Raw genomic sequence first — 24711 nt, 5'->3', positions numbered from 1 at the left:
TGCCCACGGACGCTTATCGCTGTGGAGATAGGAGAAGCACCGTGCAGACCGATCGAGCCGTTGCTTCATCTGCCATCGTTACAGTGGAAAAGCGTGCCGCCAAGCATGTTCCCGCCGCCATGCGTCAGATGCTGGCCCTGGACGATTTTGAAGCGGCCGCACGCCGGTATCTGCCTCGGCCGGTCTTCGGCTATGTGTCCGGCGCCAGCGAAACCGGCGCGTCGTTTCTGGATAACCGCAAGGCCTTCGCCGATGATAGTTTCGTGCCGCGCATCCTGCGGAATGTCGGTAACCGCTCGCAGGCGACTTCATTGTTCGATGTCTCTTACGCGCATCCTTTCGGCATTTCCCCGATGGGCCTGAGTGCTCTCGCGGCCTTTGACGGGGATGTGGCCTTGGCGCGCACTGCCGGCACGATGAGGATACCTTCCATCCTGAGTGCTACTTCACTGACCAAGCTTGAACGAGTTGCAAGGGAAGGGGGCAGCCGCTGGTTTCAGGCCTATCTGCCGGGCGAGGCCGATCGCATCGACGCTATGGTCGACCGGGTCGCTGCAGCGGGGTTCGAGACCTTTGTCCTGACCGTCGATGTGCCGGTTGCTGCAAATCGGGAGAACAACGTCCGCAACGGCTTCAACGCTCCGTTGCAGCCCTCCCTGGGACTGGCGTGGCAGGGCCTCACCCATCCGCGCTGGCTTGTTGGAACTGCGCTTCGCACGTTGCTACGTCACGGCATGCCACATTTCGAGAATATGGACGCCGGCCGTGGGCCGCCGATCCTGTCGCGCAATCTGGTGCGGGCGCTCGGCAAGCGCGACCAACTCGGTTGGGAGCATGTCGACAGGATACGAGCACGCTGGAAAGGCAGGCTCGTACTGAAAGGGATTTTGTCACCGGAAGATGCGCATCTGGCGCGCGAGGCAGGCGTCGACGGTATTATCGTATCGAACCATGGCGGCCGCCAGCTCGACGGCGCGATATCTCCGCTGAGAATGCTTGCCGAGATCGTGGAACGGTCCGGCGAGATGCCTGTAATGCTCGACAGCGGCGTTCGGCGTGGAACCGACGTTCTGAAGGCACTCGCGCTCGGAGCCCGTTTCGTTTTTGTCGGCCGGCCCTTCCTTTATGCAGCCGCAGTCTTCGGGGAAGCCGGCGTCATACACGCCGCCAATCTGCTGGTTGACGAGATCGATCGTGACATGGCTCTGCTCGGTGTCCGTGACCTGGCCGAGCTGTCGCCATCCTTCCTCAGGCGTGTCTCCTGAGGTTCATTCGTTCGGCCGCCCCCGCGCTTCCTCGCCATGTCCGGTAAACGGAATGCCACGCACGCAGGCGATTCTGTAATCTGATTTTCAAATTTGACATCAGAGTTCATTCTTGTAAGTATTTTTCCATTAAAGGAGGAGGCAAAGCGAACCGATGTCGATCCGCGAGAACCTGGCCAATACCAACATCGCGTTGACCTCGGCCGAGGCCAAGATCATCCAGGCATTGTTGGCTGACTATCCGATGTCGGGCCTGGGCACGGCGACGCGGCTGGCGCGCCGGGCAGGGGTCAGCGATCCCACCGTCATGCGCCTGATGATCAAGCTCGGCTATGACGGCTTCGCCGACTTCCAGACCAAGCTTCTGGCCGAAGTCGAGGCACGGCTTCACTCGCCGTTGCTGATGATGGAGGCAAAACGCCCCGGCGGTTCCGACACCAGCGCGGCGATGGCTTATTTCCATTCCGTTTCGAACAGCATGGAGAACACCAGAACGTCGGTGCCGTCGCAGACCTACAGCCGCGCCGCAAAGCTGATCTGGGAAACCAAGGGGCAGGTCGCGCTGGTCGGCGGCCGCTTCAGCCGGCACATCGCCTCGATGTTCGCCGGCTATCTCGTGCAGTTCCGCTCCGGCATTCGCGATGTCGGCTCGCTGACACCGGTGGATTTCGACCTTCTGATCGATCTTGGCAAGCGCGACCTTCTCATCGTCTTCGACTATCGGCGTTATCAGTCTGACGTCGTCAGTTTCGCCCGGCAAGCCTCCGAACGTGGCGTGCCGGTTCTGCTCTTCACCGATACGTGGCTGTCGCCGATCGCGGAGTTCGCGGAACTTTCCATGGCGGCGGCGATCGATGCCGATTCCCCTTTCGACACGCTGGCGACCGCGGTCGCACAGATGGAGGCCGTGGTCGCACAGGCGCTTCCCGAACATGGCCCAGGTGCGCGCAAGCGTATCGAGGAGATCGAGCAAATACGCGCGAAGAACTCCGTCACGCTGGACACGCTCGAGCCGAAAGGCAGCAAGACCTCGTCATAGCCTACGGCCGCTTCGAGCCACCACAATTTTTTCAGAAGGTTTGGCCGCAGCGAACCTGCGGCTTTGAAATGGAGAAAGCAGGAAATGTCTGAAAATGCCGCAGCAATCGCCGCAGTAACATCCGCTATCGAGGCAGACCGGAACTGGGTTGTCGAACTGACGCAGAACATGGTTCAGATACCGACCGTCAATCCCAAATTCGAGACCGGGGCAACGATCAACCGCGAAGCCGATTTGCAGTCGATGCTGGAGCCGGTGCTGAAGCAAGAAGGCTTTGCCACCGAGCAATGGGACGCGCTTCCCGGACGGCCAAATCTGGTTGGTGAAAAGGCCGGAGATGAAGTCCGCAGCCTGATCCTGTGCGGTCATATCGACGTGGTGCCGGTCGGCGCGCGCAAGGACTGGTCGATCGATCCGTTTGGCGGCGAGATCAAGAACGGCCGGATTTATGGCCGTGGCGCTATCGACATGAAGAGTGGCGTCGCTGCCTGCATTGCCGCTTCACGCGCCATTCGCAAGGCCGGCATCGATCTTGTCGGGCGGCTGGCGATCCACTCAGTGGTCGATGAAGAGTCCGGCGGCTTTGGCGCTATGGACGCCGTCAAGCGCGGCAAGCTCGCCAAGGCAGTGCTGGTGGCCGAGCCGACCTGGGGCGATGTGCTGCCGGCCGAAGGCGGGCTTGAATGGGCGCGCGTGACCATTCGCGGACGCGCCGCACATTCGGCCTGGCGCTACAATGAGATTTATCCGCAACGACACGAAGCCGGCCGGCTGGAGCCGGGCGTCAACGCCATAGAGATCGCCAGCCGTTTCATTGCCGCCCTTCGGCTTTACGAACTCGACCGGACGCGGGCACAGTCGCATCCCCTGCTGCCGGTCGGCATGAACACGATCAACATCGGCGTCGTCCATGGCGGCGCGGGTCTGGGCGAGAACGGCTTGCCGATGGTGATGAGCAATCCGGCAATCATCCCCGACGTGGCCGTCATCGATCTCGACATGAAGTTCCTGCCGAACGAGAATTCAGCGCAATATCGCCGCGACTTCGAAGCCTTCGTGCATCACTTCGCCCAGACCGACGCCTGGCTACGAGACCATCCGCCGACGATCCAGTGGGAACTCGGCGGATTGCATTTCCCGCCGATGAACACTTCCGTCGACCACCCGCTGGTTAAGTCGCTCGTCTCGCACAAGACCAGCCTCGGAAAAGCTCCCGAAATCAAGGGGTTCGTCGCCGTCTGTGACGCCGCGCATTATGCGGGCGCCGGCGTTGATGGCGTGATCTTCGGCCCGTCGGGCGACGGTTTTCACGGTGTAGATGAATATGTCGACATCGAGTCGCTGGTCGAGACCACGAAGGTCATTGCGGCGTCCGTCATCGACTGGTGCGGCGTGCGCTGAGGCGCTTCCTAATTCCGCCCTGCCGGTCACCGGCAGGGCGATGATCGCTAGGCTGCGGTCCGCTCTTCCGTCTTGCCGGCAAGCGCAGCATCGGGCCGCTTCAGTCGGCCAGCCAATGCGTTCCAGATCGAGCGGATCATCCCTGACAGGCCGCTCGGATAGGCGAGCATCACGACGATGATCAGCACTGCCGTAATAATCGGTCGCCATGGGCCGAAATCGGCCATGGCTTCCGAAAAGATCGTCAGCACGAAGGATGCGACGATCGCGCCGTAGATCGTGCTGGTGCCGCCAAGCAGAACCATCGACAGAATGATCGTCGCAAGGCTCATGCCGAAGACATCGATCGAGGCATTGCGTTGATAGGCGGCATAGAAGGCGCCGGCTATGCCGGTGAAGAAGGCGCTCGCTGCCAGTGTGATGATGCGCTGGCGCGCCAGCGAGATGCCGCGGCTGATGGCGTATTCCTCGTTGTCGCGCAGCGCCACGATGCTTGCGCCGGTGCGCGAACGAACGATGACGCGCAGGAACACGGTGCTGAGGAAGAGCAGCGCCAACGCTATGTAGAAATAGCCGATCTTCCCGTCGCGGATCATGTTGTGATCGAACAGATAGAGGCCGGGAATGCGCACCATGCCCTGCGTGCCGCCGGTGACGTCCGACTGGCTGAGGATGACCTGCATGACCAGTTGCGCGAAGCCGAAGGTGACGAGGATGATGTAGATGCCCTTGAGCCGCAGGATCGGAATGGTGACGAGCACGGCGGCAACCGTCGCGATGACCCCGCTGGCGACCAGCGATACCCAGGGGTCGACACCTGCCGCCTTGGTCAGCAAGCCATAGGCGTAAACGCCAATGCTGAACAGCGCGAGGTGGCCGAAATTGAAGACACCGCCATAGCCAAGGCTGAGGTCCCAGTTAGACGCGACGATGGCGTAGATGAACACCATGATCAGTATGTGGCGCGTGTAGGTGTCGCCGAAAACCAGCGGCAGAAGCGCCATCAGCAGGAAGGCGAGCGCAACGCCGACCGCCTCGCTTTTCCAGGAAGGGCGGCCCGGCGCGCCGATGACGGGAGACGGCAAGCTGGTCATGCGAGGCCCCTCGACTGATTGGCGAAGATGCCTTCGGGACGCACCATCAGCATCAGGATAAGCACGGCAAACAGCAGCGCCGGCGTCCAGTAGAGGCCGAAATAATAGCTGCAGGCGGCCTCGAAAAAGCCGATCAGATAGGCAGCGAAGATTGGCCCTGAAATGCTGGAAATGCCGCCGAAGACGACGACGATCAGCGCCTTCAGAAGGGGGTCACTGCCCATCACCGGCGTCATGAACCGATAGCCGCCCATGAAGATGCCGGCGAGACCGGCAAGCGAAGCTGCGATGGCGAAGGCCAGGCCATAAAGTGCTGTGACGTTGAGCCCGACAAGCTGGCTGGCATCCTCGTTCTGGGCAACCGCGCGCAAGGCAAGCCCAAGCCGCGTGTGGTTAAGAAAGGCCCAGAGTGCTGCCAGGATGAGTGGCGTGATGATGATGATGGCGATCTGGTGCAGAGACACGCCGACGCCGCCGATTACCGTGTTGCCTTCGAGCAGGCTGGGAAGCTGCTTGGAGCGCGGGCCCCACAGTGTCAGCACGCCGTTTTCGATCAACGAGCCGGCGGCGAGTGTCGTGATGACGACGACGAGAACGATGTTTGGCCGGCCGATCAGCGGCCGCACGACGCTGGCCTGAAGGATCCAGCCGACGCCAGCCATGACGACGACCGCCACCGGCAGCGCAACCGCGATCGGCAGGCCGAGCGACACGAACTGCCAGGCAACATAGGCGCCGAGCATCATGAAGACGCCGTGGGCGAAGTTGAACACGCCGATCGTCGTCCAGACCAGTGCCAGCCCCACCGCCATCATGGCGTAGAGCGAGCCCTGGAACAGGCCGCCGAACATGATTTCCGCGAATGCGCCCATCTCAAATAATCCTAATGTCCGAAATACATCGACATGATCTCGCTATGCTCGATCGATTGGCCGGGCTTGATCTCGGTTTCGACGGTGCCGTGATTGACGAGATAGAGTTGCGGGCAGAGCTCGAGCAGGAACTCGATGTCCTGCTCGACCACGATCAGCGGCACGCCGCCCTTGGAAATTTCCTGCACCGAGGCGCAGAGCTCGTCCTTGATCTTGGGGGCGAGGCCGAGCGTCGGCTCGTCGAGGATCAGCAGGCGCGGGTGGCTCATCAGAGCCGTGGCGATCGACACCATCTGGCGCTCGCCGCCGGAAAGAGTGCGCACGCGCTGGCGCCAGCGCTCGGCGAGTTTCGGAAAGATCTTCACCACCTTCTCGCGGTTCTCGGCCTCATGCGGCCGGGCGCGGGGCGAGAAGGCGCCGAGCGACATGCAGTCGGCGATGCTGAGATCGGGGAACAGGCGATTGCCTTGCGGAACATGGATAAGCCCGCGCCCGACAATGGCGCGCGGGCTTTCGCGCGTGATGTCCTCGCCATCGAAGGTGATGCTGCCGCTCTTCGCCTTCAGCAGGCCGGAGACGGTGCGCAGCAGCGTGGACTTGCCGTGCCCGTTCGGCCCGAACAGGCCGACATTGCCGAAGCGCCCGGCCTCCATGGACAGGTCGTGCAAAACGGTGACGCGGCCATAACCGGCGGTCAGGCCCTCGACAGTCAGTATGACGCTCACGCCGCCGGCCTCCGCGTTCCGAGATAGGCTTCCACGACGCGTTCATCGGCGATCACCGTTTTCGGCTCGCCGGCAGCCAGGACGCGACCCTGATTCAAAACCATCAGATGCTGCGACAGGCTCATCAGGAAGGTCAGCACATGCTCGATCAGCACGATTGTGATGCCGCGCTCGGCGGTGCGGCGGATCAGGCCGATCGAGGTTTCGATTTCGGGCTTGGTCAGGCTGGAGGCCGGCTCGTCGAGCAGAAGCACGCGCGGCTCCATGGCAATCGCCGTCGCCAGCATCAGGCATTTGCGGTCGAAGACGGAGAGTTCGCCGGCAAGGCGGCCAAAACCCACCGAGGTGAGGCCGACGAATTCAAGCGCTTCGGCAGCGCGCTCACGCACCTCGCTTTCAGCCCGGCCGGGCTTGCCATAGCCTGCGCCCATCAGCGCGTTTTCGAAGACCGTCAGCCCATCGAAGCTCGTTTCACGCTGGAAGGTACGGGCAAGGCCGAGCCGAGCGATCTCGTTGCCCGACTTGCCCTGTATCTCGACGCCGCCGAGTTTTACGCGTCCGCGATCAGGCCCGAACGGGATGCCGGTGATGACGTTGAACAGCGTGCTCTTGCCGCTGCCGTTGGGGCCGGCGACGCCAAAGATCTCACCGGCCTCGACCTTGAAAGAAACGCCATCGACGGCCTTCAGCGAACCGAAGGCCTTCGATACGTCCTCGACTTCGAGAAGGGCCATGCCCTACTGCATCCAGGGCTGGAGCTTGAATTCGCCGGTCGCGTATTTCTCCGGCGAGATCAGCGTGCGTTCACCATCCCAGATCTGGAAGAAGGTGATCGGAATGTAGTCTTCGCCCTGCATGGCGAGATGGGTTGCAGGATCGAACTTGAGGCGGCCGGCAACCGTCTGCTTGTCGGTCTCGCCCAGCGCTTTCATGATTGCGGCGTGATCGCTCGGATCGCCGACCTTCTTCAGCGCGTCAAAATAGACGTTCATGATCTCGTAGAGCGCAACGCCGTAAGTGCCGCTTTCCACGCCATATTTTTCCTTGAACTTGTTGCCGACTTCCTCGGCGCGCGGATTTTTCGGCGAAACCAGCGGACCACCAAGCAGGTTGTAGATGACGCCGTTCGACTTTTCCTTCGTCAGCTGGATGAATTCCGGCACGCTCGGGGCGTATTGCAGGAAGACCAGGCTCTTCGTCGGCTGTTCGAGGAACTGGTTGAGGAAGGAAGCCGAATTGCCGGGCAGGTAGTCGGTGTTGATGACCACATCCGGAACGTCGGCGCGCACCTTGGCGAGGATCGAGCGCCAGTCGGTGACTTCGCCGAATGGCACGATTTCGTCGACGGTGATGGTCCAGCCCTTTTCGGTGAACGTCTTCTTCATGCCTTCAGAGATGGTCTTCGAGTAGGCGTTGTCGGAGGAGACGATAGCGACCTTCTTGTTCGGCAGCGTGACCTTGCCGTCGGCAGCCAGCTTTTCGACAAAGGATGTGACGTCGGTGTTGTAGGCGTCGAAGGACGGCGTCCACGACCAGCAGCAATTATACTTGTCGGGCTCGGGCGCGATGATGTCCCTGGTCTGCTGCGAGGTCGCGGCCAGCATGTAGGGCATCTCCGCCTCGGCCATGTTGTCGATCTCGAAATTGGTCAGGCTGGCATAGCCGGTCAGCATGAAATGCACATCCGGGTCGCCGATGAGGCGCTCTACCGCGCTGGTGACGTTGCCGGACGACATGTCCTTCACGTCGCCGGTGACGAGTTCGAACGTATGGCCGCCGACGCCGCCGGCAGCATTCATCTCGTCGATCGCCATCTGGGCGCCGCGCTGATATTCCTGCCCGTCAGCCGCTGCGGGGCCGGTGAGCGGCGCCAAAAGACCGATCTTGACGACGTCGGCGAATGCCGGAACAGGCGACATCGCAAGGGCGGTCAAAGCCGTCGCCATCAATGCGCCACGGAGGCGCTTACTCGTCACGAAACTCGAATTCATACTGCCAACCCCTGTTTCTTGTTCCGGCTCGCCGGCGTTTGTTGATTGACAATTTATGCATATGCGATCTTCTTTGAAAAGATAATTTCATCAGGAAATGCTGCGGAAAGCGATTTTCATTGGCGCACAGGCAGAAGTGACAGTCCTTTGTGCAACTGCCATTTTTCGCAGCGCGAGAATCAGGGGAATGAAATGACTTTGACGACGAAGACGATCGAAACCAGCCACGGCCCTATCAATGTCCGCGAGACTTCCGGCACCGGAACGCCTGTGCTTTTCATTCACGGTAACTCCAGCTCGAGCGCGGTCTTCCGCAATCAGATGGAAGGACCCCTTGGCGAGCGCTATCGGATGATCGCGCCCGATCTGCCCGGTCACGGCCAATCCGGCGATGCTATTGACCCTGATCGCAGCTACAGCATGGAAGGCTATGCCGACGCGATGACCGAAGTGCTGGGACTGCTCGGCGTGGAGAAGGCGATCGTCTTCGGCTGGTCGCTCGGCGGGCATATCGGGCTGGAAATGATCGACCGTTTTCCCGGCATGCTTGGCCTGATGATCACCGGCACGCCGCCGGTTTCGCCCGCAGAGGTCGGCGACGGGTTCAAGCCGAGCCCGCATATGGGCCTCGCCGCCAAGCAGGACTTTACGGACGAGGACGTCGAGAACTATGCGCACAGCACCTGCGGCGAGCCGTTCGAGCCCTTCATGCTCGACACAGTTGCGCGCACTGACGGCAGGGCGCGGCGCCTGATGTTCGAGAAGTTCTCGGCCGGAACCGGCAAGGACCAAAGCGTTATTGCTGCGACCGCGACCGTGCCGCTGGCCGTCGTCAACGGCATAGACGAACCGTTCGTGAACACAGACTTCGTTTCCAAGGTCAAATACGCCAATCTGTGGGAAAACGAGACCTATCTGATCGACAATTCCGGCCACGCGCCGTTCTGGGATGCGCAGGAAAAATTCGATCCTATCTTCGCCCGTTTCCTGGAAAGCGTGGACCAGAAATAGCGAATTCCGACGCGGCGGCTGATAGGCAACGGCCGCGTCCAACCTGCCGGCGACGATCTGAAAACACAGGCGCGAACTTTCCGAACTTAGAAGGCTCGCAAACGAAAGTGTTCGATTTTCTCAAGCGATCGAACACTCTTGCCCGCTCGGCAGGGCTGTCGGCCGTCATGCTGCAAAACGAAGCCGCTGTATGTGAACTCTTCACCGATATGCATCAGTGCCGGGCTGGGTCGATTGCCGTCCCAGCCCGGCTCATAGCCATTTGACATCTTTCGTTTCTGCGATGGATTGACGCTTGACTCACGCATCCGGACGATAAATATTAAAAATATATTTCTCGTATATGAGCGTGAAATGCCCCTTGGCGAACCGAAGAGACGGCAAAGCGATACCGCCTATGACGGCCTCAGAGCCGCCATCATCAAGGCTGAGCTGATGCCCGGTGCGGCGATTGACGAACGTCAATGCATGGAAATGCTCGGGGTGGGCCGAACGCCGCTGCGCGAAGCGTTGCAGCGGCTTGCGCAGGAAGATTTGCTGCTTGCCGTGCCCCAGCGTGGCTACTTCGTTTCTTCGACCTCAGCGGCCGATTTTTTCCATCTCAATGAATTCCGTCTTCATTCCGAAGCGCTGGCGGCCCGCATGGCTGCGATGCGGATCGACGATGCTCAGCTCTCGGAATTCGATGCGTTGATGGAAGAGGCGCGTGCAGGCATAGCCGAGCGTCGCATGGAGATCGAATGGCATCTCGGCGTCGATGAGCGGATGCATCGGCTGGTCGCCCGAGCGAGCGGCAATCCATACCTGGCCCAGTCCCTGAACAGGCTCTACGCGCTTTCAGTGCGCAGTCTTTACGTCGCGCGTGTGCCGGTCACTCTCATTTTCGACGAACTTGAGAATTTCGAGGCGATACGCGATGCGCTCGCGGCGCGCGATCCCGATCGCGCCGAGATCGCGATGCGTGATCATCTGACGGTAAGCGTCGTGCAAATGGTTCGGCCGGCGGGCGTGCCTTCCTCCAAAACGGCGGGCCTGTGAGATGAGGAACCGGCGGCAGAATGTGATTACGCTTTTGCTGCTGGCTCCGTCTCTGGTGATGGCTATCCTTCTGCTGGCCATTCCGCTTCTGGTGGTAATTGCCTACAGCTTTGCCGGGCGCGATTCCTATGGCGGAGTGGTGACCGGCTTCACGCTGGAAAGCTACGTCGAATTGTTCCAGCCGGCCTATCTGCCGATCTTCGTCAACTCTTTGAAGATCGCAGCAATGTCGACGGCAGTCTGCGTTCTCATCGGTTATCCCATCGCCTATTTCATAGCCTTCCGCGCCGGCAAGCATTCGGGATTGCTGCTTGCCCTGCTGCTCATTCCGTTTTGGATCGACTTCATGATCCGCATGTCGAGCTGGATGGTCCTGATGGGCCGCAACGGCACGATCAACGGCGCGCTCACCGGTGCTGGGATCATCGATGAGCCGATCAGGATGATCGGCACCTATCCCGCCGTCATGGTCGGCATGCTCTATGCCTTCCTGCCGACGACCGTACTGCCGATCTACGCCGCGCTCTCCGGCATCAACAGGCGCCTGCTGGAAGCCGCCGACGATCTCGGCGCGGGGCCGGTCGAGGCCTTCTGGCGCGTGACGTTCCCGCTGTCGCTTCCGGGCGTGATGGCAGCGATGCTGTTCGTGTTCGTGCCAGCCATGGGCGTCTACGCTATCCCCGTGCTGCTCGGCGGTGGCAAGAGCATCATCCTCGGCAACCTCATTGTTCAGCTCTTCCTGGATTTCCGAAACATCCCGCTGGGGGCTGCGGTCTCCGTCGTCATGCTCGTGCTGTCGTCCGTCATCATCGTCTTCTACATGCGCATGCTGCGCCGTCTCGAGGAGGCGCACGCGTGAAGCTTTCCCGTATTGCCGGCCTCTACGTTCCGATCGTCACCATCCTTGGCTACGTCTTCCTGTTTGCGCCGCTCGTCGTGCTCGTCATCTATTCCTTCAATGCCGGCCGCTCGACCGTCGTCTGGACTGGCTTCTCGATGGACTGGTATGTGCAAGCCCTGAACGACCGGGGTCTGCAGCGCGGCCTTCAGGTCAGCGCCATCGTTGCCGTACTTTCGGCGATCATCAGTACGGCGATAGGAACGAGTGCAGCACTTGCCGTAATCAAGCGCCCGTTTCCGGCCAAGAACCTGTTCTCCACGCTTCTGATCGCACCGCTGGTGCTTCCCGAAATCGTGCTGGCGGTCGGGATGCTGGTGGCGACGGTGTGGTCGGGCCTCGCGCTTGGATATCTCACGCTGGTGGCCGGCCATGTACTTGTCTCCGTACCGTTCACATTCCTGATCGTGCGCGCGGCAGCCGCAACGCTCGACCCACGGCTCGATGAAGCCGCGGCAGATCTGGGAGCGCATGGCGGACAGATATTCATGCGCGTGACGCTGCCCCTGCTTTTGCCGGCGATCCTGTCGGCAACGCTTCTTTCCGCGATCATCTCTTTCGACAACTTCGTGATGTCGACCTTCGTTTCTGGAGTCGGCACGACGCCGCTGCCGATCCAGATCTACGCAATGCTGAAGACCGGGCTCACGCCGAAGATCAATGCGCTCGGAACGATGCTTATCGGCGTCAACGTGCTGGCCATCCTGCTGGTGATGGGACGCTACCTGAAGACCGTCCGGGGCACCGGACAATGAAGAAACCTTAATAAGAAAAGGGGAACTGCAATGCTGAAATACGGAATGCTTCTTGCAACGACGAGCCTGCTTCTTGCCGGAACTGCGCTTACCGCATCGGCCGAAGAGCTTCATATCTATGCCTGGGCAAGCGAATTGCCTCAGGAGATCGTCGACGACTTTGCCAAGGAAACCGGCATCAACGTCACGATGGACACCTACGATTCCAACGAGACGATGATGGCGAAGCTGTCGGCGGGCGCTTCCGGCTACGATCTCGTTGAACCCAGCCAGTACACGGTGCAGGTCCTGGTCAAGCAGGGTCTGCTGACGGAACTCGACCATGCCAAGCTGCCGAACCTCTCCAATCTGGGTGCTGCCTTCAAGGACGTCTCATACGATCCCGGCCAGAAGTTCAGCGTGCCTTATATCTGGGGCACCACCGGGCTTGCCTATAACGAGGATTGCGTCAAGCAGCCGATAACCAGTTGGAAGGCGATGTGGGACCCGCAATATGAGGGCCGCGTCTATATGCTCGACAACATGCTGGCGGCCTATATCGCCGGCCTGCAGGTCAACGGTCTGCATGCCGGCACCGCCAATCCCGAGGAGATCGAGAAGGCGACCCAGTCGCTGATCGAGCAGAAGAAGATTCTCGGCGGATACAACAGCAGCAACTTCGGTGAACTCGTCGCCTCCGGTGAGGCCTGCATCGTGCAGGCATGGAATTCCAACGTCACCCAGATTCTCGATGAGAATCCTAAGGTCCACTACGTCATTCCCGAGGAAGGCGGTTCGATGTGGATCGATGGCTTCGCGATTCCGAAGAACGCCAAGAATGTCGATGCCGCATACAAATTCATCGACTACATCATGAAGCCCGAGGTGGCCGCCAAGGCCGCGAACCTCAGTAAGTCCGCCACCGTCGTCGATGCCGCCAAGGCGCTGCTGCCGAAGGAAGTCGCTGAAAACCAGGCCATCTATCCGCCAGCGGACAAGCTGAAGAAGGTCGATTTCATCCTCGATGTCGGCGATGCGATGAAGCTCTACCAGGACGGCTGGACGAAGGTGAAGACTGCCCAGTAAGCTCTTGAATTTGCTCCGTGACAGGTCGGCCACTAGCTGGTCTGTCACGGATTTACTTTGACCCGCCATCGGGGACAACATTCCCAATGCCTAACGACAAAAAGAGCGAACCGGACAAAACCGGGCGCCCAGCCGTGGAACTGGTCGACGTCTGCAAGGTGTTCGACACCTCGGCCACGCCTCCCGCCTATGCCGTCGATCATCTCAGCCTGAAAATAGCTTCAGGCGAGTTCTTCACCTTTCTCGGCCCCTCGGGTTGCGGCAAGACCACGACGCTGCGGATGATCGCAGGATTTGAAAGCCCGACTGCGGGGAAAATCCTGCTGGAAGGCCACGACGTTTCGGGGCTGCCGGCGCATATGCGAAACACCAATACGGTCTTTCAGAGCTACGCACTGTTTCCGCACCTGTCTGTTGAAGACAATGTTGCCTTCGGGCTCGCCGTGAAACGGGTGCCGCGCAGCGAACGCGGCGACCGGGTCGCGGCAGCGCTGGATCTGGTGCGCATGCGCCACGCCGCCGGCAGGAAACCATCGGAACTTTCCGGCGGCCAGCAGCAGCGTATCGCGTTGGCGCGGGCACTGGTCAACGAGCCCTCCGTTCTCCTGCTGGATGAGCCCTTCGGCGCTCTTGATCTCAAGCTTCGGCGCGAGATGCAGATCGAGGTCAAGGAGATGCAGCGCAGGCTCGGCATCACCTTCATCTTCGTCACGCACGATCAGGAAGAAGCGCTGACGATGTCGGACCGCATCGCCGTGATGAGCACAGGCGTGGTTCGGCAGATTGACGACCCCGTCGGCATCTACGAGCGCCCTACCGATCGCTTCACTGCTGGCTTCATCGGCGACATGAACATGCTGTCTGCGACAGTTCTGGAGCGGCAGGATGGTGTCGTCGAAGTCCTGGCCGCCGACACGCGCTTGAAACTGAAAACCAACGCTGAGCTGCCGGCAGGCAAGGACTGCACGATCGCCATGCGTCCGGAAGCACTGACCTTCATGCGCGATAGCGCCGACGATGCAGCCTTTGCCGGCAAGGTGGAAAGCGCCGTCTATGTCGGTACGGACCGCCTCTACAATATTCGTCTTCAAACGGGCGAGGCAATGACGGTGAGGGTCCGCAACAGCCGGGCCGACAGCGTGCTGCGCATCGGCGAGAAGGTCAGCTTGTTCTGCCCTTCTTCAGCCATCCATCTTCTATCAGATCAGGACAAAAAATGAGCATAACCTCCTACCGCATCGGCGACGTTTGCGATCAGCTCGATCCCGCACTTCTGGCGCGCTTCGCAAAGGTCGAGGCCGCGACCGTCGGCCACTATCTGCATGACCGCTTCATGCGCACTGACATACGGCCGCTGATCGATGGCGTGCGGATAGCCGGCACTGCCGTAACCGTCTCCATCGCCGGTCCGGACTCGACGCTGCTCTATTATGCGATGGATCGCGTGAGGCCCGGCGACGTGCTGGTCATCGACCGCTGCGGCGACAAGCGCCATGCCCCGTGGGGCGGCTTCATGGCGGCCGTCGCGAAGGTGCGCGGGCTGGCCGGCGTCATCGTCGATGGTATGATCACCGACCCGGCAGCCATCCGCGCCGCCGGCGTGCCGACATGGGCACGGGGTGTGTCGCCTATCACCACTAAGCTCCTGAATTTCGGCGGCGGTTTCAACATTCCGGTCGCTTGCGGGGGTGTTGCGGTCAACCCCGGTGACGCCGTGCTTGCCGACGATTGCGGCGTGCTCGTGCTGCCGCCCGATCAGGTGGCGGGCATGACCGATGTCGCACTTGCGGACCAGGAGGACGAGGGCGGCTGGATCAAGCGCATCGAGGCTGGCGAACGGCTTCAGGATCTCGTCGATGTCGCCGCAATGATCGCTGAGCGTAACAAGCAGGACCAGATTTCCCATGGCTGATACAATAGAAAACTTCATGGTCTGGCTTTCGACCCCGCATCAGGCGATGCTGGAGATTGCTCACGATATCGGTTACCGGCATATCGTGATGGATATCGAACACGGGCTGTTCGACCTCGAGGCGACGGACCGCATCGTCGCGCTCGGCAAGGCGCTGGGCATGAAGATGCACGCCAAGGTGCTCGGGCCGGAAGCGATCCCGATCCAGCAGGCGCTGGATATGGGCTGCGACAGCGTCATCATTCCGCATATCGGCGATCTCGAACATGCACGCCGCGTGACCCTGTCAGCGAAGTACCCGCCGCTGGGAAACCGCAGTTTCTCGGGCACGCGGCCGGCACGCTACAATGTCGTCTCGCCGGACTATTACGAGCGCGAGAACGCAAACACCCGCTGTTATCCGATGGTGGAATCGGCAGCTGCCCTTCGCGATATCGAAGCCATTCTGGCGCTGCCGACAGTCGACGGCGTCTTCGTGGGCCCGAGCGATCTGTCGCTCGACAGTGGTCGTGGCGCATACCGTAACACCGACGAGGACAAGGCCGATATCCGGCGCATCGCTGCGGCGGCGAAAGCTGCCGGTAAGCCGTGGATCATGCCGGCCTGGACGCGTGCCGAGCGGACTCATGCTGCGGAATTGGGCGCATCATTGCTCGTCGTCGCTGATGAATTCGGTTCAATCATGTCGGGTTTGATGGACGCCGCCCGCTGAAGTAATGCAAGGAAGCACCTGAAATGACAGACAAAATCTCCTGCGGCAGCCGGCTCATGCAGTTGCTGCGTGCCTACGGTGTCGACACGCTTTTCGGCATGCCCGGCGTCCATACGCTCGAAGCCTATCGTGGCATGGACGACGCCGGCATGCGCCATATCGGCGTGCGTCACGAACAGGGCGCGGGCTTCATGGCTGACGGTTATGCCCGCATGTCGGGCAAGCCAGGCGTCTGCCTGCTGATCTCCGGCCCTGGCGTCACCAACGCCGCGACGCCTCTCGGCCAGGCCTATTCCGACAGCATTCCAATGCTGATGATTTCGAGCGTGGCAGCCACCAAGGATCTTGGCATGGGCCGCGGTCGGCTGCACGAAATTACCGACCAATCGCAGGTGACTGCGCCGCTGACGGCTTTCTCTGCGATTGCCACCAGCCCGGATCAGGTTCGCGAATATGTGGCTCGAGCTTTTGCGCTGTTCGAGTCCGGTCGCTCGCGTCCCGTTCACATCTCGATCCCGCTCGACGTGTTGACTGCGATTGACGACAAGCCGGTCACGCGCCGCGCCGCGCGAGGCAGCCGCGCGCCGGCCAGCGCCGGAATTGCGGATGCCACCAAACTTCTTGCGGAAGCAAAGCGTCCCGTGATCATAGCCGGCGGCGGCAGTGTCCGGGCTTCGTCCCAGCTCGTCGCATTGGCCGAGAGACTGGGCGCGGCGGTGGTTCCGACCATCGCCGGCAAAGGTGTCATCGCAGACTCCCATCCGCTCGCGCTGGAGGCGACGCTCGATCGCCCGGCCACACAGGCAATGATCGCCGAGGCCGACGTCGTCCTTTGCATCGGTACGGAGCTTGCCGAACCCGACATCTGGCTCGACGGCCCGCTGCCGATGAACGGCAAGATGATCCGCATCGATATAGACCCCGAGGTGCTGGTTCGCGATTACGATGCGGCGGTCGCTATCGAGGCGGATGCAGCTCTGGCGCTTGCCGATATTCTTGCCGCGCTGCCCGCGAGCATACCAAGCAAGGAAAGTCACAATCAGGTTGCGCGCATACGCGCGGCGGAACGCGAAGCCTTGACGCCACTGGAGCGCAAGCATGTGAAAGTGCTGGACGCGCTTCGGCGCGCCATGCCGGACGATGGCGTTGTCTATTCCGATATGACGCAGCTCGCTTACACCGGATATGCCTTCTATCCCTGCGCTGGTCCGCGCCAGTGGATATTCCCGGCCGGCTACGGCACGCTCGGCTATGCGTTGCCGGCAGGGATCGGCGGCAAGATCGCAGCCCCCGAGCGGCCGGTCATGGTCGTCGTGGGTGACGGCGGTTTCCAGTTCACACTGCAGGAGCTTGGCACTGCGGTCGAGCAGAAGCTGCCGATGGCAATCATCCTGTGGAACAATGACAGCCTCGCACAAATCCGGGACGGCATGATTTCACGCAAGATCCCGACGATCGGCATCAACCAGCATAACCCCGATTTCATCAAGCTGGCCGAAGCCTATGGCTGCCGCACAGCGTCTCCGCAGTCCATCGAGGCGCTGGAACAGGCTGTGACCGCAGCCCTTGCAGCGGATCGGCCAACTGTGATCGAGGTGCGGGAATCCGCCGGTTTTCTTGCGTGAAAGCAGGGAGGCTCTGTCGTTCTGGCAAGGAACGGCAGAGTTTTTCAGCTGCTCGAGCAACCAGAGTCTTGCATCTTCGGGTCTCTCGCTTTGGGTCAGGCTAGATCGAGTGCCGCCCACGTCTCTGCAATCGCAACCACGGCCGCATTGATGGGCCCGCTCGGGATTGCCGGTATGACGGAGGCATCGACAATGTATACGTTGTCGATGCCGTTCAGCCGAAGATCAGGATTCACGACGGCATGCTGATCCATGCCCATTCGGCAGGTGCCGGCGGGATGATGATGGGTGGAGGCGGCTCTGGCGATGAAGGCGTCGAGTTCGGCATCCGATCGCACGACCAGACCGGGGAGCACTTCTGTGTCGCGCCATTCGTCGAGAGCAGGCTGACTGCCGACCTCGCGCGCGATCTTCAGTGCTTTACGGAAGGTGAGGCGGTCATGTTCCGTCTCGAGATAATGCGGATCGATGATTGGACGGTCGGTACGGTTTGGTCCACCGGGCAGAATGTGGCCACGGCTTGTCGGATGGGTTACCCCACACAGGATTGTATATGCGGTGCCGTAAGCGGGCGCGTTCAGGCCCTCTGCCGCTGAAGGTGCTACGACGCAGCCGAGAACGATGTCCGGCACGCCTGTTGAACCAGAGAGGTTCTCGCTGTTCAGATACATCAGCGATTCCGAATGCTGAAGGCGTGAAGGTGGAACGGGTTTCTTCGAGCGATAGACATTGCCAAGCGCCAGGAGATGATCTTGCAGGTTGGCTCCGATTTCCCTTCGTTCGCTAATGCATTCGATGCCCGCCTGTTTCAGAACTGCGGGGTCACCGATGCCCGATCGCATCAGGATGAGCGGCGTTGAGACTGCGCCAGCACAAACCACGATCCGATCCGCCGATATTCTTTCCGTCACGCCATCGATGACGCAGATGACCGCCGCCGCCTGGTCGCTTTCTATGACCAGATGCTCGACCTCATAGCCGGTGAGCAGTGTCAGATTTTTGCGGGCAAGGACATCGGCTGTCAGATAGGCGTCTGCGACGCTGAGCCGACGACCGTTGCGGATGTTGAGGGAATTGGGCGTCGTGCCGATCAGTTCGCCGCTGTTGTGGTCGGTAAGCGTGGGGATACCAAGCGAATTGCCTGCCGCTATATAGGCACGAACGACGGGGCTGACTTCTTCGTCGGGCAGTTGGACATCGAGCGGACCCGAGCGACCGCGTGTCGGTGCGTCGAACGTGATAAAAGCTTCGCTGCACATGAAACCGGGGAGCAAGCCTTGATAGGACCAGCGCTCGCCGCCGGCCTCCTTCCACGCGTCAAAATCGGCGGGGTGTCCCCGCACATAGGCCATGGCATGGAGACAGCTCGACCCGCCGACGATCCGTCCTCTCGGCCATTCGTGAATTCGGTTCGCGGTATATGGCTGCGGAACAGTGCGATAGGCCCAGTCATAGTCACGGCCTTGTAGTATCGTCCACTTCAGCGGATCGGCAATATCGGGATCGGAAGGCATCTGGCCTGCCTCGATCAGGCCGACATTGCAGGTTTCGTCTTCGCTCAGCCGGCTGGCGATCACCGAGCCAGCCGAACCGGCGCCGATAACCAAAACATCGAAATGTCGAGCCACGAGTTCCCCTTCCGCGCGAAGCCGGATCGCTATTTCAGGTTTGAGATGAGGTCAGGCGGCGAAAGCGCCGGCGTTCGAACGTTCGGTGATCTGTTTCTGCACGGAAAGCAGATGCGCGCGCATGGCGGCCTCCGCCGCTTCCGGGTCGCGCTGGGAGATCGCCTCGGCAATCAACCGGTGTTCGGCATCGCGCTGGGCGATACGCTTGGGGCAGGTGGGCTCGGCGGTGCGGGCGATCTTCATGCGGGCGTCGACGCCAACCTGCCTGAGCATCTTGTAGAATTCGCTGGCCAGATGATTTCGCGCGGCCCCGACGATCGCAAGGTGGAACGCCAGGTCGATCTGGCCGGACGAAGCATTCTCCGGCGTGGTGGCCGCTTCCATGATGCGCGCGATCTCGAAAGCGGAAGCGCGCAGCGATGCCAGACGCGCCAGCCCGGGCTCCATGATCAGGCGCAACTCCAGGACCTCGATCGGATTGGTCACCCTGACCAGCTCCTCGCCATATTTCGGCATTGCGGTCGGCGCTCTTCTGGCGCGCACTGGTCCCAGGTCGCCGGCACGCCGCATGGCATCGAGCGCCTTGCGTAGCTGGTGGCGCTTGACGTTCAGGAGGTCGGCGAGATCGCGCTCCGAAGGCAGTTTGCCGCTTTCTTCCTGAATCTGCCGAATGGCCGAGATGACGTCGTCGACCTCGGACGGGACGATGGTTGGCTTGAATGCAGTCAAAACAAAATCTCCTGAATCCGTTTGTGCGGACGACCGCCAGCGAAGAGGTGCTTCAGTTATAATATAACGCGGCACATGAAGGAAACCCATGTTCAACCAATTCAACCAAATTAGCTGGATATCTTGTGGTTGACAACCTCAGTTGAGCAGTGGTTGACTGAGGTGGTCGGGAAATGGCCGACGAGCCCCGCTAAGAGGGCGATCAATCATCCCGGGGAACAAGCATGCAAGCAGGCGAGACCTATGACTATGTCATCGTGGGAGCGGGGTCGGCAGGTTGCGTGCTGGCCAACCGCCTGAGCGAAGATCCGTCGGTTTCTGTCTTGCTGCTGGAGGCGGGGGACTGGGATCGCGATCCGATGATCCATATCCCGCTCGGCTGGGGCAAGATCCTTACCGAGCGCCGGCATGACTGGATGTATTTCTGCGAACCCGAAGCCAATGTCGGCGGCCGCAAGGTCGAATGCGCGCGCGGCAAGGTCATTGGCGGTTCTTCATCCACAAATGCCATGGCCTATGTGCGCGGCAATCGCGGCGACTATGATCGCTGGGCTGCGAATGGCCTGCTCGACTGGTCCTATGAACGGGTTCTGCCCTACTTCAAGAAACAGGAAAGCTGGGAGCGCGGCGCGGACGACTACCGCGGCGGTGACGGTCCGCTAAGCACCCAGTTCTGCCGCTACAAGGACGGTTTGATCGAAGCTTTCGCAACGGCCAGCCGCGAAGCGGGCTATCCCCAGACCGACGATTACAATGGCGCTACCCAGGAGGGTTTCGGCCGCCTGCAGATGACGATCGAGAACGGCCGCCGTTGCTCGACGGCTTCGGCCTATCTGCGCCCGGCCATGCGCCGGGGCAATGTCACCGTGCTGACCAAGGCGATGGCGACGAAAATCCTGCTGAAGGACGGCAGGGCGGCAGGCATTGCCTATAGCCGTGACGGCGCGCCTTTCCAGGCCTTTGCGCGACGCGAGGTTTTGCTGGCCGGTGGCGTCATCAACACGCCGCAACTCCTTATGCTATCTGGTATTGGCGGCGGTGAGGAGCTTTCCTCATTCGGCATCGAAACCAAGGTCGACCTGCCGGGAGTTGGCAAGAATCTGCAGGATCATGTCTCCGTCATCCTGATGTATCGCCGCAAGGAGCCGGGTCCGTTCCTCAAGATGATGCGCGCCGACAGGATCGGCCTTGATTTCGTGAAAACCTATCTGACGGGACGCGGCTTTTCCGGAGATGTGCCAGGCGGGGTGGTCGCTTTCCTGAAAAGCGACGCCAGCCGGCCCTTGCCCGACGTGCAGTTGCTTTTCACCGCGGCACCGCTTGCGGCCTGGCCTTACATGCCGCCGTTCAAAGCGCCTTTTGCCGATGGTTTCGCGACGCGCATCGTGGCCGTGCAGCCGGAAAGCCGTGGCAGCGTCAAGCTCGCTTCGGCTGACCCGTTGGCCGCGCCTCTGATCTACCAGAATTTCCTGTCTTCGCCGCGTGATTGGGAATCGTTGCGCGCCGGTTTTCGTGTCGCGCGCGACCTCGCGGCTCAGCCCTCCATGAAGCCGTACATCGAAGCGGAGTTCTTTCCCGGGCCCAACTGCCAGAGCGATGACGAGATCGACGAACACATTCGCAAGACGTCGATCACCGTCCATCACCCCGCCGGCACCTGCCGCATGGGCGTCGACCGACAGTCGGTCGTCGATCCGGAATTGCGCGTTCGCGGCGTCGGCGGGCTGCGCGTGGTCGATGCATCGGTCATGCCGGATCTCGTTTGCGGCAACATCAATGCGGCGGTCATCATGATCGCCGAAAAGGCGTCGGATTTGATCCGACAACGGGTCGAGCAGAGTGTCGCCGCCTAGCGGTTGACAATCGGTTTTCAACCAAAAAATGCTTTTGGTTGAAATTTTAGGAGTTTTTGGTTGACACATCGGGGCGCCCCGATGCGTACGCGTTGATTCACGCATTTTCTCGAAAAAACACCAAGTATTGGTACAAATGGCTAAATTTTTGATCGCCGTGCATGTAATTTGGGCGACTTTCTGACTAAAGTCTGGCTCAACCAAAAAATCCAAAAATTGCTAAATAAGGGATTGTGGACGAAAACCAATCCTAATACGGTTGAGTTGGTTAAACGATCTGTCCTCCAGTTCCGAGGTGTCTGAAATGTCCGTGGCGCAACCAGCAAACGATACCATCACCAACAAGAAGGCCGCCCTCAAAGGCCTTTACGACGACCTCTACTCGAAGAACATGTTCCCCTTCTGGGCGACCAGCGAAGGTGTCGATCATGACGAGATCAAGCAACTCATGGCGACGTCGAAGGCCGTTCCGTTCGTCTGGTCCTACACGGATATCGAACCGCTGCTGCAGCGCGCCGCCGAACTCGTCACCATGGACGACAGCGAGCGCCGCTCTTTGATCCTCGTCAATCCAGGCCTTGCGCCCAAGCGCGCCTCGGTTAGCACCATGTACACGGCCTACCGCCTGAACGATCCAGACGAGATCATGCCGCCGCACAAGCATTCGCCGAGCGCCATCCGCTTCGGCCTCACCGGCAAGGGTAACTTCACCGGCGTCGAAGGCGAGGACGTAGTATTCGGCCCTGGCGACATGGTTCTGACCCCGAACGATGCCTGGCACAATCACGGCACGGTCGGCGGCGAACAGGCGGTCAATCTTTCCATTCTGGACCTTCCGCTGGTCGAGACGCTGCATGCCGTCCATTTCGATCACAAATACACCGAGATGGTGGACGGCAAGGAAGTCGAGAAGAAGGTACAGACCGCGCGCTTCCCGAGCGACTACTCCCAGCGCATCTATGGTGAAGGCGGCTTGATGCCGCGCTTCGTCGACCACAAGCGTGGCGGCGGCCTGTCTTCACCGATGTATGTATACCGCTGGGAAAAGATGGAAGCCATCCTGGACGCCCACAAGGATTGGGACGGCGATCCGCATGAAGGCATCGTGATCGACTATGTCGATCCGACGACCGGCGGGCCGGTGTTCCACACGATCAATTTCTACGTCCAGATGCTGCGTCCCGGCGAAAAGACGCTGCCGCAGCGGGAGACCGCCAGCCTGCTTCTGTCGCCGTTCCGCGGCAACGGCCATTCGATCATCGACGGCAAGCGCTACGACTGGAACCAGTTCGACACGATCGCCATCCCCGGCGGTTCGTGGGTGGAGCATGTCAACGGCTCCTCGACCGAGCCGGTCATCTTCTTCGGTGCCACCGACGCTCCGACGCAGAAGGCGCTGCTTCTCTACAAGCGCTGGGGCCGCAACCAGGCCGGCGATCTTCTGCGCCTCGTTTGATCCTGCAAGCATAGCCGCGCGCCGTCCTGTCACGGCGCGCCGGCAGTGAAGTGACGCACCAGCAAGAAGGCGTACGCATTTGGTTTCCGCGTTCAACACCAAGCATATCGGCCATGTGGATTGCCCCGGCGGCGGTCAGGTCTGGGTCGACGGCAACATCCTTTACATCGGTCACATGCGGCCGCCGAGCGGTACGACGCTGGTCGACATTTCCGATCCGCGTAATCCGAAGAAGATCGCAACCGTCGACGTGCCGCCGGGTTGGCATTCGCACAAGGTACGCGCCAAGGACGGGTTGATGATCATCAACCACGAGCGCTTCGGCAGCGAAGGGCCTGCCGATTTCGGCGGTGGCCTGGCAATCTACGACACGAGCAAGCCGGAACAGCCGAAGCTGATCTCCAAATGGATCACCGGCGGCAAGGGCGTCCATCGTTACGATTATGACGGCCGCTATGCCTATATCTCGCCGACCGCCGAAGGCTATGTCGGCAACATCGTGATGATCCTCGATCTGATCGATCCGGTGAATCCGGTCGAGGTCGGGCGCTGGTGGATACCGGGTCAGTGGACCGGCGGCGGCGAAGAATATCCGTGGCACGACTATGTGACGCCGCGCTGCCACCATCCGATCCGCATGGGTGACCGGCTTTATGTCAGCTACTGGCATCACGGCATGTTCATTCTCGACATCTCGGATATGAGCCGCCCAACGCTTATCAGCCATGTGAATTCGAGCCCGAGCTTCCCGCATCCGACCCATACCTGCCTGCCGATCCCGCAGCCGCTGAAGGGCCGCAACATCATGGTTGTAGCGGATGAGGATGTGGCGAAGCTGCGGCCTTCGCCACCATCCTTCAGCTGGATCTACGACATCACCGACGAGACCAACCCGATGCCGATTTCGACCTTCCAGGTTCCGGGTCTCGATCCAGACGGCGCGCCGCAGCCGCCGATGACGGGCTGTCACCAGCCGTCGGAGCGGTTCTCGGGTACCATCATTCCGTTTGCCTGGTTTGCGCAGGGTTTGCGGCTGGTCGACATCGCCGACCCGTTCGCGCCGAAGGAAGTCGGGCATTTCATGCCGGATGCACCTGCGGGAGCAGATCGTGCATCGTCCAACGACGTGACGATCGACGATCGCGGCATCGTCTATCTCATCGACCGCATCCGCGGCGTCGACATCATAGAAACGAGCGTTCTTTAGGAGACTGGCGTGTCCGACAGCACAAGAAAATCCGCCACCCATTACGCCATTGGCAAGAAGAATCCGAACCTGCCGTTTCATCCGGCGGTGCGCGCCGGCGACTACATCTTCGTTTCCGGGCAGGTGCCAAAAGACGAGAACAACAACATGATCTCGGGCACGATCGAGGAAGAGACGCTGGCCACGCTGAAGACGATCGAGCGGGTGATTGCGCATGAGGGCGCAACGCTCTCGGATGTCGTGCGGATCACCACCTATCTCGAGGATACGCGCGACTTCGGACGCTACAACAGGGCCTTTCTCGAAGGCATCGGTGACGCCGTGCTTGCCCGCACGACGGTCGAGGCAAGAGCCGTCATCAACACCAAGATCGAAATGGACGCCATCGTCTACAAACCGCTCGCGGCGGGCAAGGCGTAAGCCAGACAAACCATC

General features: G+C 60.7%; 23 protein-coding genes. 16 read left to right on the top strand and 7 right to left on the bottom strand.

All coding sequences use genetic code 11. From position 1 onward, the window contains the following. Window positions 1-119 precede the first annotated feature (119 nt). The 3 genes from G6N74_RS10195 (at window position 120) to G6N74_RS10185 (ending at window position 3705) form a co-directional block, all read left to right on the top strand. Window positions 120-1265, top strand: coding sequence for an alpha-hydroxy acid oxidase (locus G6N74_RS10195; RefSeq protein ID WP_205826650.1), 1146 nt, complete (start codon window positions 120-122; stop codon window positions 1263-1265). A gap of 154 nt (window positions 1266-1419) precedes the next feature. Further along, the gene (locus G6N74_RS10190; RefSeq protein ID WP_165116942.1) at window positions 1420-2304 is read left to right on the top strand and encodes a MurR/RpiR family transcriptional regulator; all 885 of its coding nucleotides are present in this window, start codon (window positions 1420-1422) and stop codon (window positions 2302-2304) included. A gap of 84 nt (window positions 2305-2388) precedes the next feature. After that, window positions 2389-3705, top strand: a complete 1317-nt coding sequence (locus G6N74_RS10185; RefSeq protein ID WP_165116941.1) for a M20 family metallopeptidase — start codon at window positions 2389-2391, stop codon at window positions 3703-3705. 47 nt (window positions 3706-3752) lie between these two features. Here G6N74_RS10185 and G6N74_RS10180 read toward each other — a convergent pair whose 3' ends face one another. Genes G6N74_RS10180 through G6N74_RS10160 form a run of 5 tightly spaced genes read right to left on the bottom strand, consistent with a single transcriptional unit; the run spans window position 3753 to window position 8387 of the window. Further along, the gene (locus G6N74_RS10180) at window positions 3753-4799 is read right to left on the bottom strand and encodes a branched-chain amino acid ABC transporter permease (protein WP_165116940.1); all 1047 of its coding nucleotides are present in this window, start codon (window positions 4797-4799) and stop codon (window positions 3753-3755) included. Continuing rightward, window positions 4796-5671, bottom strand: coding sequence for a branched-chain amino acid ABC transporter permease (locus tag G6N74_RS10175; protein ID WP_165116939.1), 876 nt, complete (start codon window positions 5669-5671; stop codon window positions 4796-4798). Before G6N74_RS10175 ends, G6N74_RS10180 begins: the two co-directional genes overlap by 4 nt. Window positions 5672-5682: 11 nt before the next feature. Beyond that, entirely contained in the window at window positions 5683-6396 is a 714-nt protein-coding gene (locus G6N74_RS10170; protein WP_165116938.1) for an ABC transporter ATP-binding protein, read from the bottom strand. Next, window positions 6393-7130 (bottom strand): ABC transporter ATP-binding protein, encoded by a 738-nt coding sequence (locus G6N74_RS10165; protein WP_165116937.1) that lies wholly within the window; start codon window positions 7128-7130, stop codon window positions 6393-6395. The genes G6N74_RS10170 and G6N74_RS10165 overlap by 4 nt, the downstream gene beginning before the upstream one ends. A gap of 3 nt (window positions 7131-7133) precedes the next feature. Continuing rightward, window positions 7134-8387, bottom strand: coding sequence for an ABC transporter substrate-binding protein (locus tag G6N74_RS10160; RefSeq protein WP_165116936.1), 1254 nt, complete (start codon window positions 8385-8387; stop codon window positions 7134-7136). 192 nt (window positions 8388-8579) lie between these two features. On the opposite strand from G6N74_RS10160, the gene G6N74_RS10155 reads away from it, so the two are divergent. The 9 genes from G6N74_RS10155 (at window position 8580) to G6N74_RS10115 (ending at window position 17403) form a co-directional block, all read left to right on the top strand. After that, the gene (locus tag G6N74_RS10155) at window positions 8580-9398 is read left to right on the top strand and encodes an alpha/beta fold hydrolase (RefSeq protein ID WP_165116935.1); all 819 of its coding nucleotides are present in this window, start codon (window positions 8580-8582) and stop codon (window positions 9396-9398) included. A 354-nt stretch (window positions 9399-9752) separates the two neighbouring features. Next, complete coding sequence (locus G6N74_RS10150; RefSeq protein ID WP_165116933.1) at window positions 9753-10436, top strand: GntR family transcriptional regulator; 684 nt, start codon at window positions 9753-9755, stop codon at window positions 10434-10436. A 22-nt stretch (window positions 10437-10458) separates the two neighbouring features. After that, a complete protein-coding gene (locus G6N74_RS10145) occupies window positions 10459-11295 on the top strand; it encodes an ABC transporter permease (RefSeq protein WP_312857856.1) in 837 nt (278 codons plus the stop codon). Then, window positions 11292-12089, top strand: a complete 798-nt coding sequence (locus G6N74_RS10140) for an ABC transporter permease (protein ID WP_165116929.1) — start codon at window positions 11292-11294, stop codon at window positions 12087-12089. Before G6N74_RS10145 ends, G6N74_RS10140 begins: the two co-directional genes overlap by 4 nt. A 30-nt stretch (window positions 12090-12119) precedes the next feature. Further along, the gene (locus G6N74_RS10135; protein ID WP_165116927.1) at window positions 12120-13154 is read left to right on the top strand and encodes an ABC transporter substrate-binding protein; all 1035 of its coding nucleotides are present in this window, start codon (window positions 12120-12122) and stop codon (window positions 13152-13154) included. An 86-nt stretch (window positions 13155-13240) separates the two neighbouring features. Beyond that, a complete protein-coding gene (locus tag G6N74_RS10130) occupies window positions 13241-14374 on the top strand; it encodes an ABC transporter ATP-binding protein (protein WP_165116925.1) in 1134 nt (377 codons plus the stop codon). Then, window positions 14371-15066, top strand: a complete 696-nt coding sequence (locus G6N74_RS10125) for an RraA family protein (RefSeq protein WP_165116923.1) — start codon at window positions 14371-14373, stop codon at window positions 15064-15066. The genes G6N74_RS10130 and G6N74_RS10125 overlap by 4 nt, the downstream gene beginning before the upstream one ends. After that, complete coding sequence (locus tag G6N74_RS10120; RefSeq protein WP_165116921.1) at window positions 15059-15778, top strand: HpcH/HpaI aldolase family protein; 720 nt, start codon at window positions 15059-15061, stop codon at window positions 15776-15778. The genes G6N74_RS10125 and G6N74_RS10120 overlap by 8 nt, the downstream gene beginning before the upstream one ends. A gap of 23 nt (window positions 15779-15801) precedes the next feature. Further along, complete coding sequence (locus G6N74_RS10115) at window positions 15802-17403, top strand: 5-guanidino-2-oxopentanoate decarboxylase (RefSeq protein WP_165116919.1); 1602 nt, start codon at window positions 15802-15804, stop codon at window positions 17401-17403. A gap of 95 nt (window positions 17404-17498) precedes the next feature. Here the strand turns inward: G6N74_RS10115 and G6N74_RS10110 are convergent, their stop codons facing one another. Both G6N74_RS10110 and G6N74_RS10105 read right to left on the bottom strand, forming a co-directional pair. Continuing rightward, a complete protein-coding gene (locus G6N74_RS10110; protein ID WP_165116917.1) occupies window positions 17499-19031 on the bottom strand; it encodes a GMC family oxidoreductase N-terminal domain-containing protein in 1533 nt (510 codons plus the stop codon). A gap of 51 nt (window positions 19032-19082) precedes the next feature. Further along, complete coding sequence (locus G6N74_RS10105) at window positions 19083-19760, bottom strand: FadR/GntR family transcriptional regulator (protein ID WP_165116915.1); 678 nt, start codon at window positions 19758-19760, stop codon at window positions 19083-19085. 224 nt (window positions 19761-19984) lie between these two features. On the opposite strand from G6N74_RS10105, the gene G6N74_RS10100 reads away from it, so the two are divergent. From G6N74_RS10100 to G6N74_RS10085, 4 genes are all read left to right on the top strand, one after another. Then, window positions 19985-21613, top strand: a complete 1629-nt coding sequence (locus G6N74_RS10100; protein WP_165116913.1) for a GMC family oxidoreductase — start codon at window positions 19985-19987, stop codon at window positions 21611-21613. Between the two features lie 304 nt (window positions 21614-21917). Beyond that, complete coding sequence (locus G6N74_RS10095) at window positions 21918-23069, top strand: cupin domain-containing protein (protein WP_165116911.1); 1152 nt, start codon at window positions 21918-21920, stop codon at window positions 23067-23069. A gap of 79 nt (window positions 23070-23148) precedes the next feature. Continuing rightward, window positions 23149-24276, top strand: a complete 1128-nt coding sequence (locus G6N74_RS10090; protein ID WP_165116909.1) for an LVIVD repeat-containing protein — start codon at window positions 23149-23151, stop codon at window positions 24274-24276. A 9-nt stretch (window positions 24277-24285) separates the two neighbouring features. Then, a complete protein-coding gene (locus G6N74_RS10085; RefSeq protein ID WP_165116907.1) occupies window positions 24286-24696 on the top strand; it encodes a RidA family protein in 411 nt (136 codons plus the stop codon). The last annotated feature ends 15 nt before the right edge of the window (window positions 24697-24711 follow it).

Origin of the sequence: Mesorhizobium zhangyense (assembly GCF_011045115.1) — a bacterium.
Classification (GTDB): Bacteria; Pseudomonadota; Alphaproteobacteria; order Rhizobiales; family Rhizobiaceae; genus Mesorhizobium_M; species Mesorhizobium_M zhangyense.
The sequence above is the reverse complement of the archived record's forward strand: the minus strand, read 5'-3'. Positions and strand labels throughout refer to the sequence as shown.

What these genes read in the sequence shown, in the direction of transcription:
- G6N74_RS10180 (WP_165116940.1), bottom strand. Translation starts at nt 4,799, where the DNA reads ATGACCAGCTTGCCGTCTCCCGTCATCGGCGCGCCGGGCCGCCCTTCC.
- G6N74_RS10160 (WP_165116936.1), bottom strand. Translation starts at nt 8,387, where the DNA reads ATGAATTCGAGTTTCGTGACGAGTAAGCGCCTCCGTGGCGCATTGATG.
- G6N74_RS10120 (WP_165116921.1), top strand. Translation starts at nt 15,059, where the DNA reads ATGGCTGATACAATAGAAAACTTCATGGTCTGGCTTTCGACCCCGCAT.
- G6N74_RS10100 (WP_165116913.1), top strand. Translation starts at nt 19,985, where the DNA reads ATGCAAGCAGGCGAGACCTATGACTATGTCATCGTGGGAGCGGGGTCG.
- G6N74_RS10135 (WP_165116927.1), top strand. Translation starts at nt 12,120, where the DNA reads ATGCTGAAATACGGAATGCTTCTTGCAACGACGAGCCTGCTTCTTGCC.
- G6N74_RS10130 (WP_165116925.1), top strand. Translation starts at nt 13,241, where the DNA reads ATGCCTAACGACAAAAAGAGCGAACCGGACAAAACCGGGCGCCCAGCC.
- G6N74_RS10095 (WP_165116911.1), top strand. Translation starts at nt 21,918, where the DNA reads ATGTCCGTGGCGCAACCAGCAAACGATACCATCACCAACAAGAAGGCC.
- G6N74_RS10115 (WP_165116919.1), top strand. Translation starts at nt 15,802, where the DNA reads ATGACAGACAAAATCTCCTGCGGCAGCCGGCTCATGCAGTTGCTGCGT.
- G6N74_RS10125 (WP_165116923.1), top strand. Translation starts at nt 14,371, where the DNA reads ATGAGCATAACCTCCTACCGCATCGGCGACGTTTGCGATCAGCTCGAT.
- G6N74_RS10150 (WP_165116933.1), top strand. Translation starts at nt 9,753, where the DNA reads ATGCCCCTTGGCGAACCGAAGAGACGGCAAAGCGATACCGCCTATGAC.
- G6N74_RS10175 (WP_165116939.1), bottom strand. Translation starts at nt 5,671, where the DNA reads ATGGGCGCATTCGCGGAAATCATGTTCGGCGGCCTGTTCCAGGGCTCG.
- G6N74_RS10195 (WP_205826650.1), top strand. Translation starts at nt 120, where the DNA reads ATGCGTCAGATGCTGGCCCTGGACGATTTTGAAGCGGCCGCACGCCGG.
- G6N74_RS10190 (WP_165116942.1), top strand. Translation starts at nt 1,420, where the DNA reads ATGTCGATCCGCGAGAACCTGGCCAATACCAACATCGCGTTGACCTCG.
- G6N74_RS10185 (WP_165116941.1), top strand. Translation starts at nt 2,389, where the DNA reads ATGTCTGAAAATGCCGCAGCAATCGCCGCAGTAACATCCGCTATCGAG.
- G6N74_RS10165 (WP_165116937.1), bottom strand. Translation starts at nt 7,130, where the DNA reads ATGGCCCTTCTCGAAGTCGAGGACGTATCGAAGGCCTTCGGTTCGCTG.
- G6N74_RS10155 (WP_165116935.1), top strand. Translation starts at nt 8,580, where the DNA reads ATGACTTTGACGACGAAGACGATCGAAACCAGCCACGGCCCTATCAAT.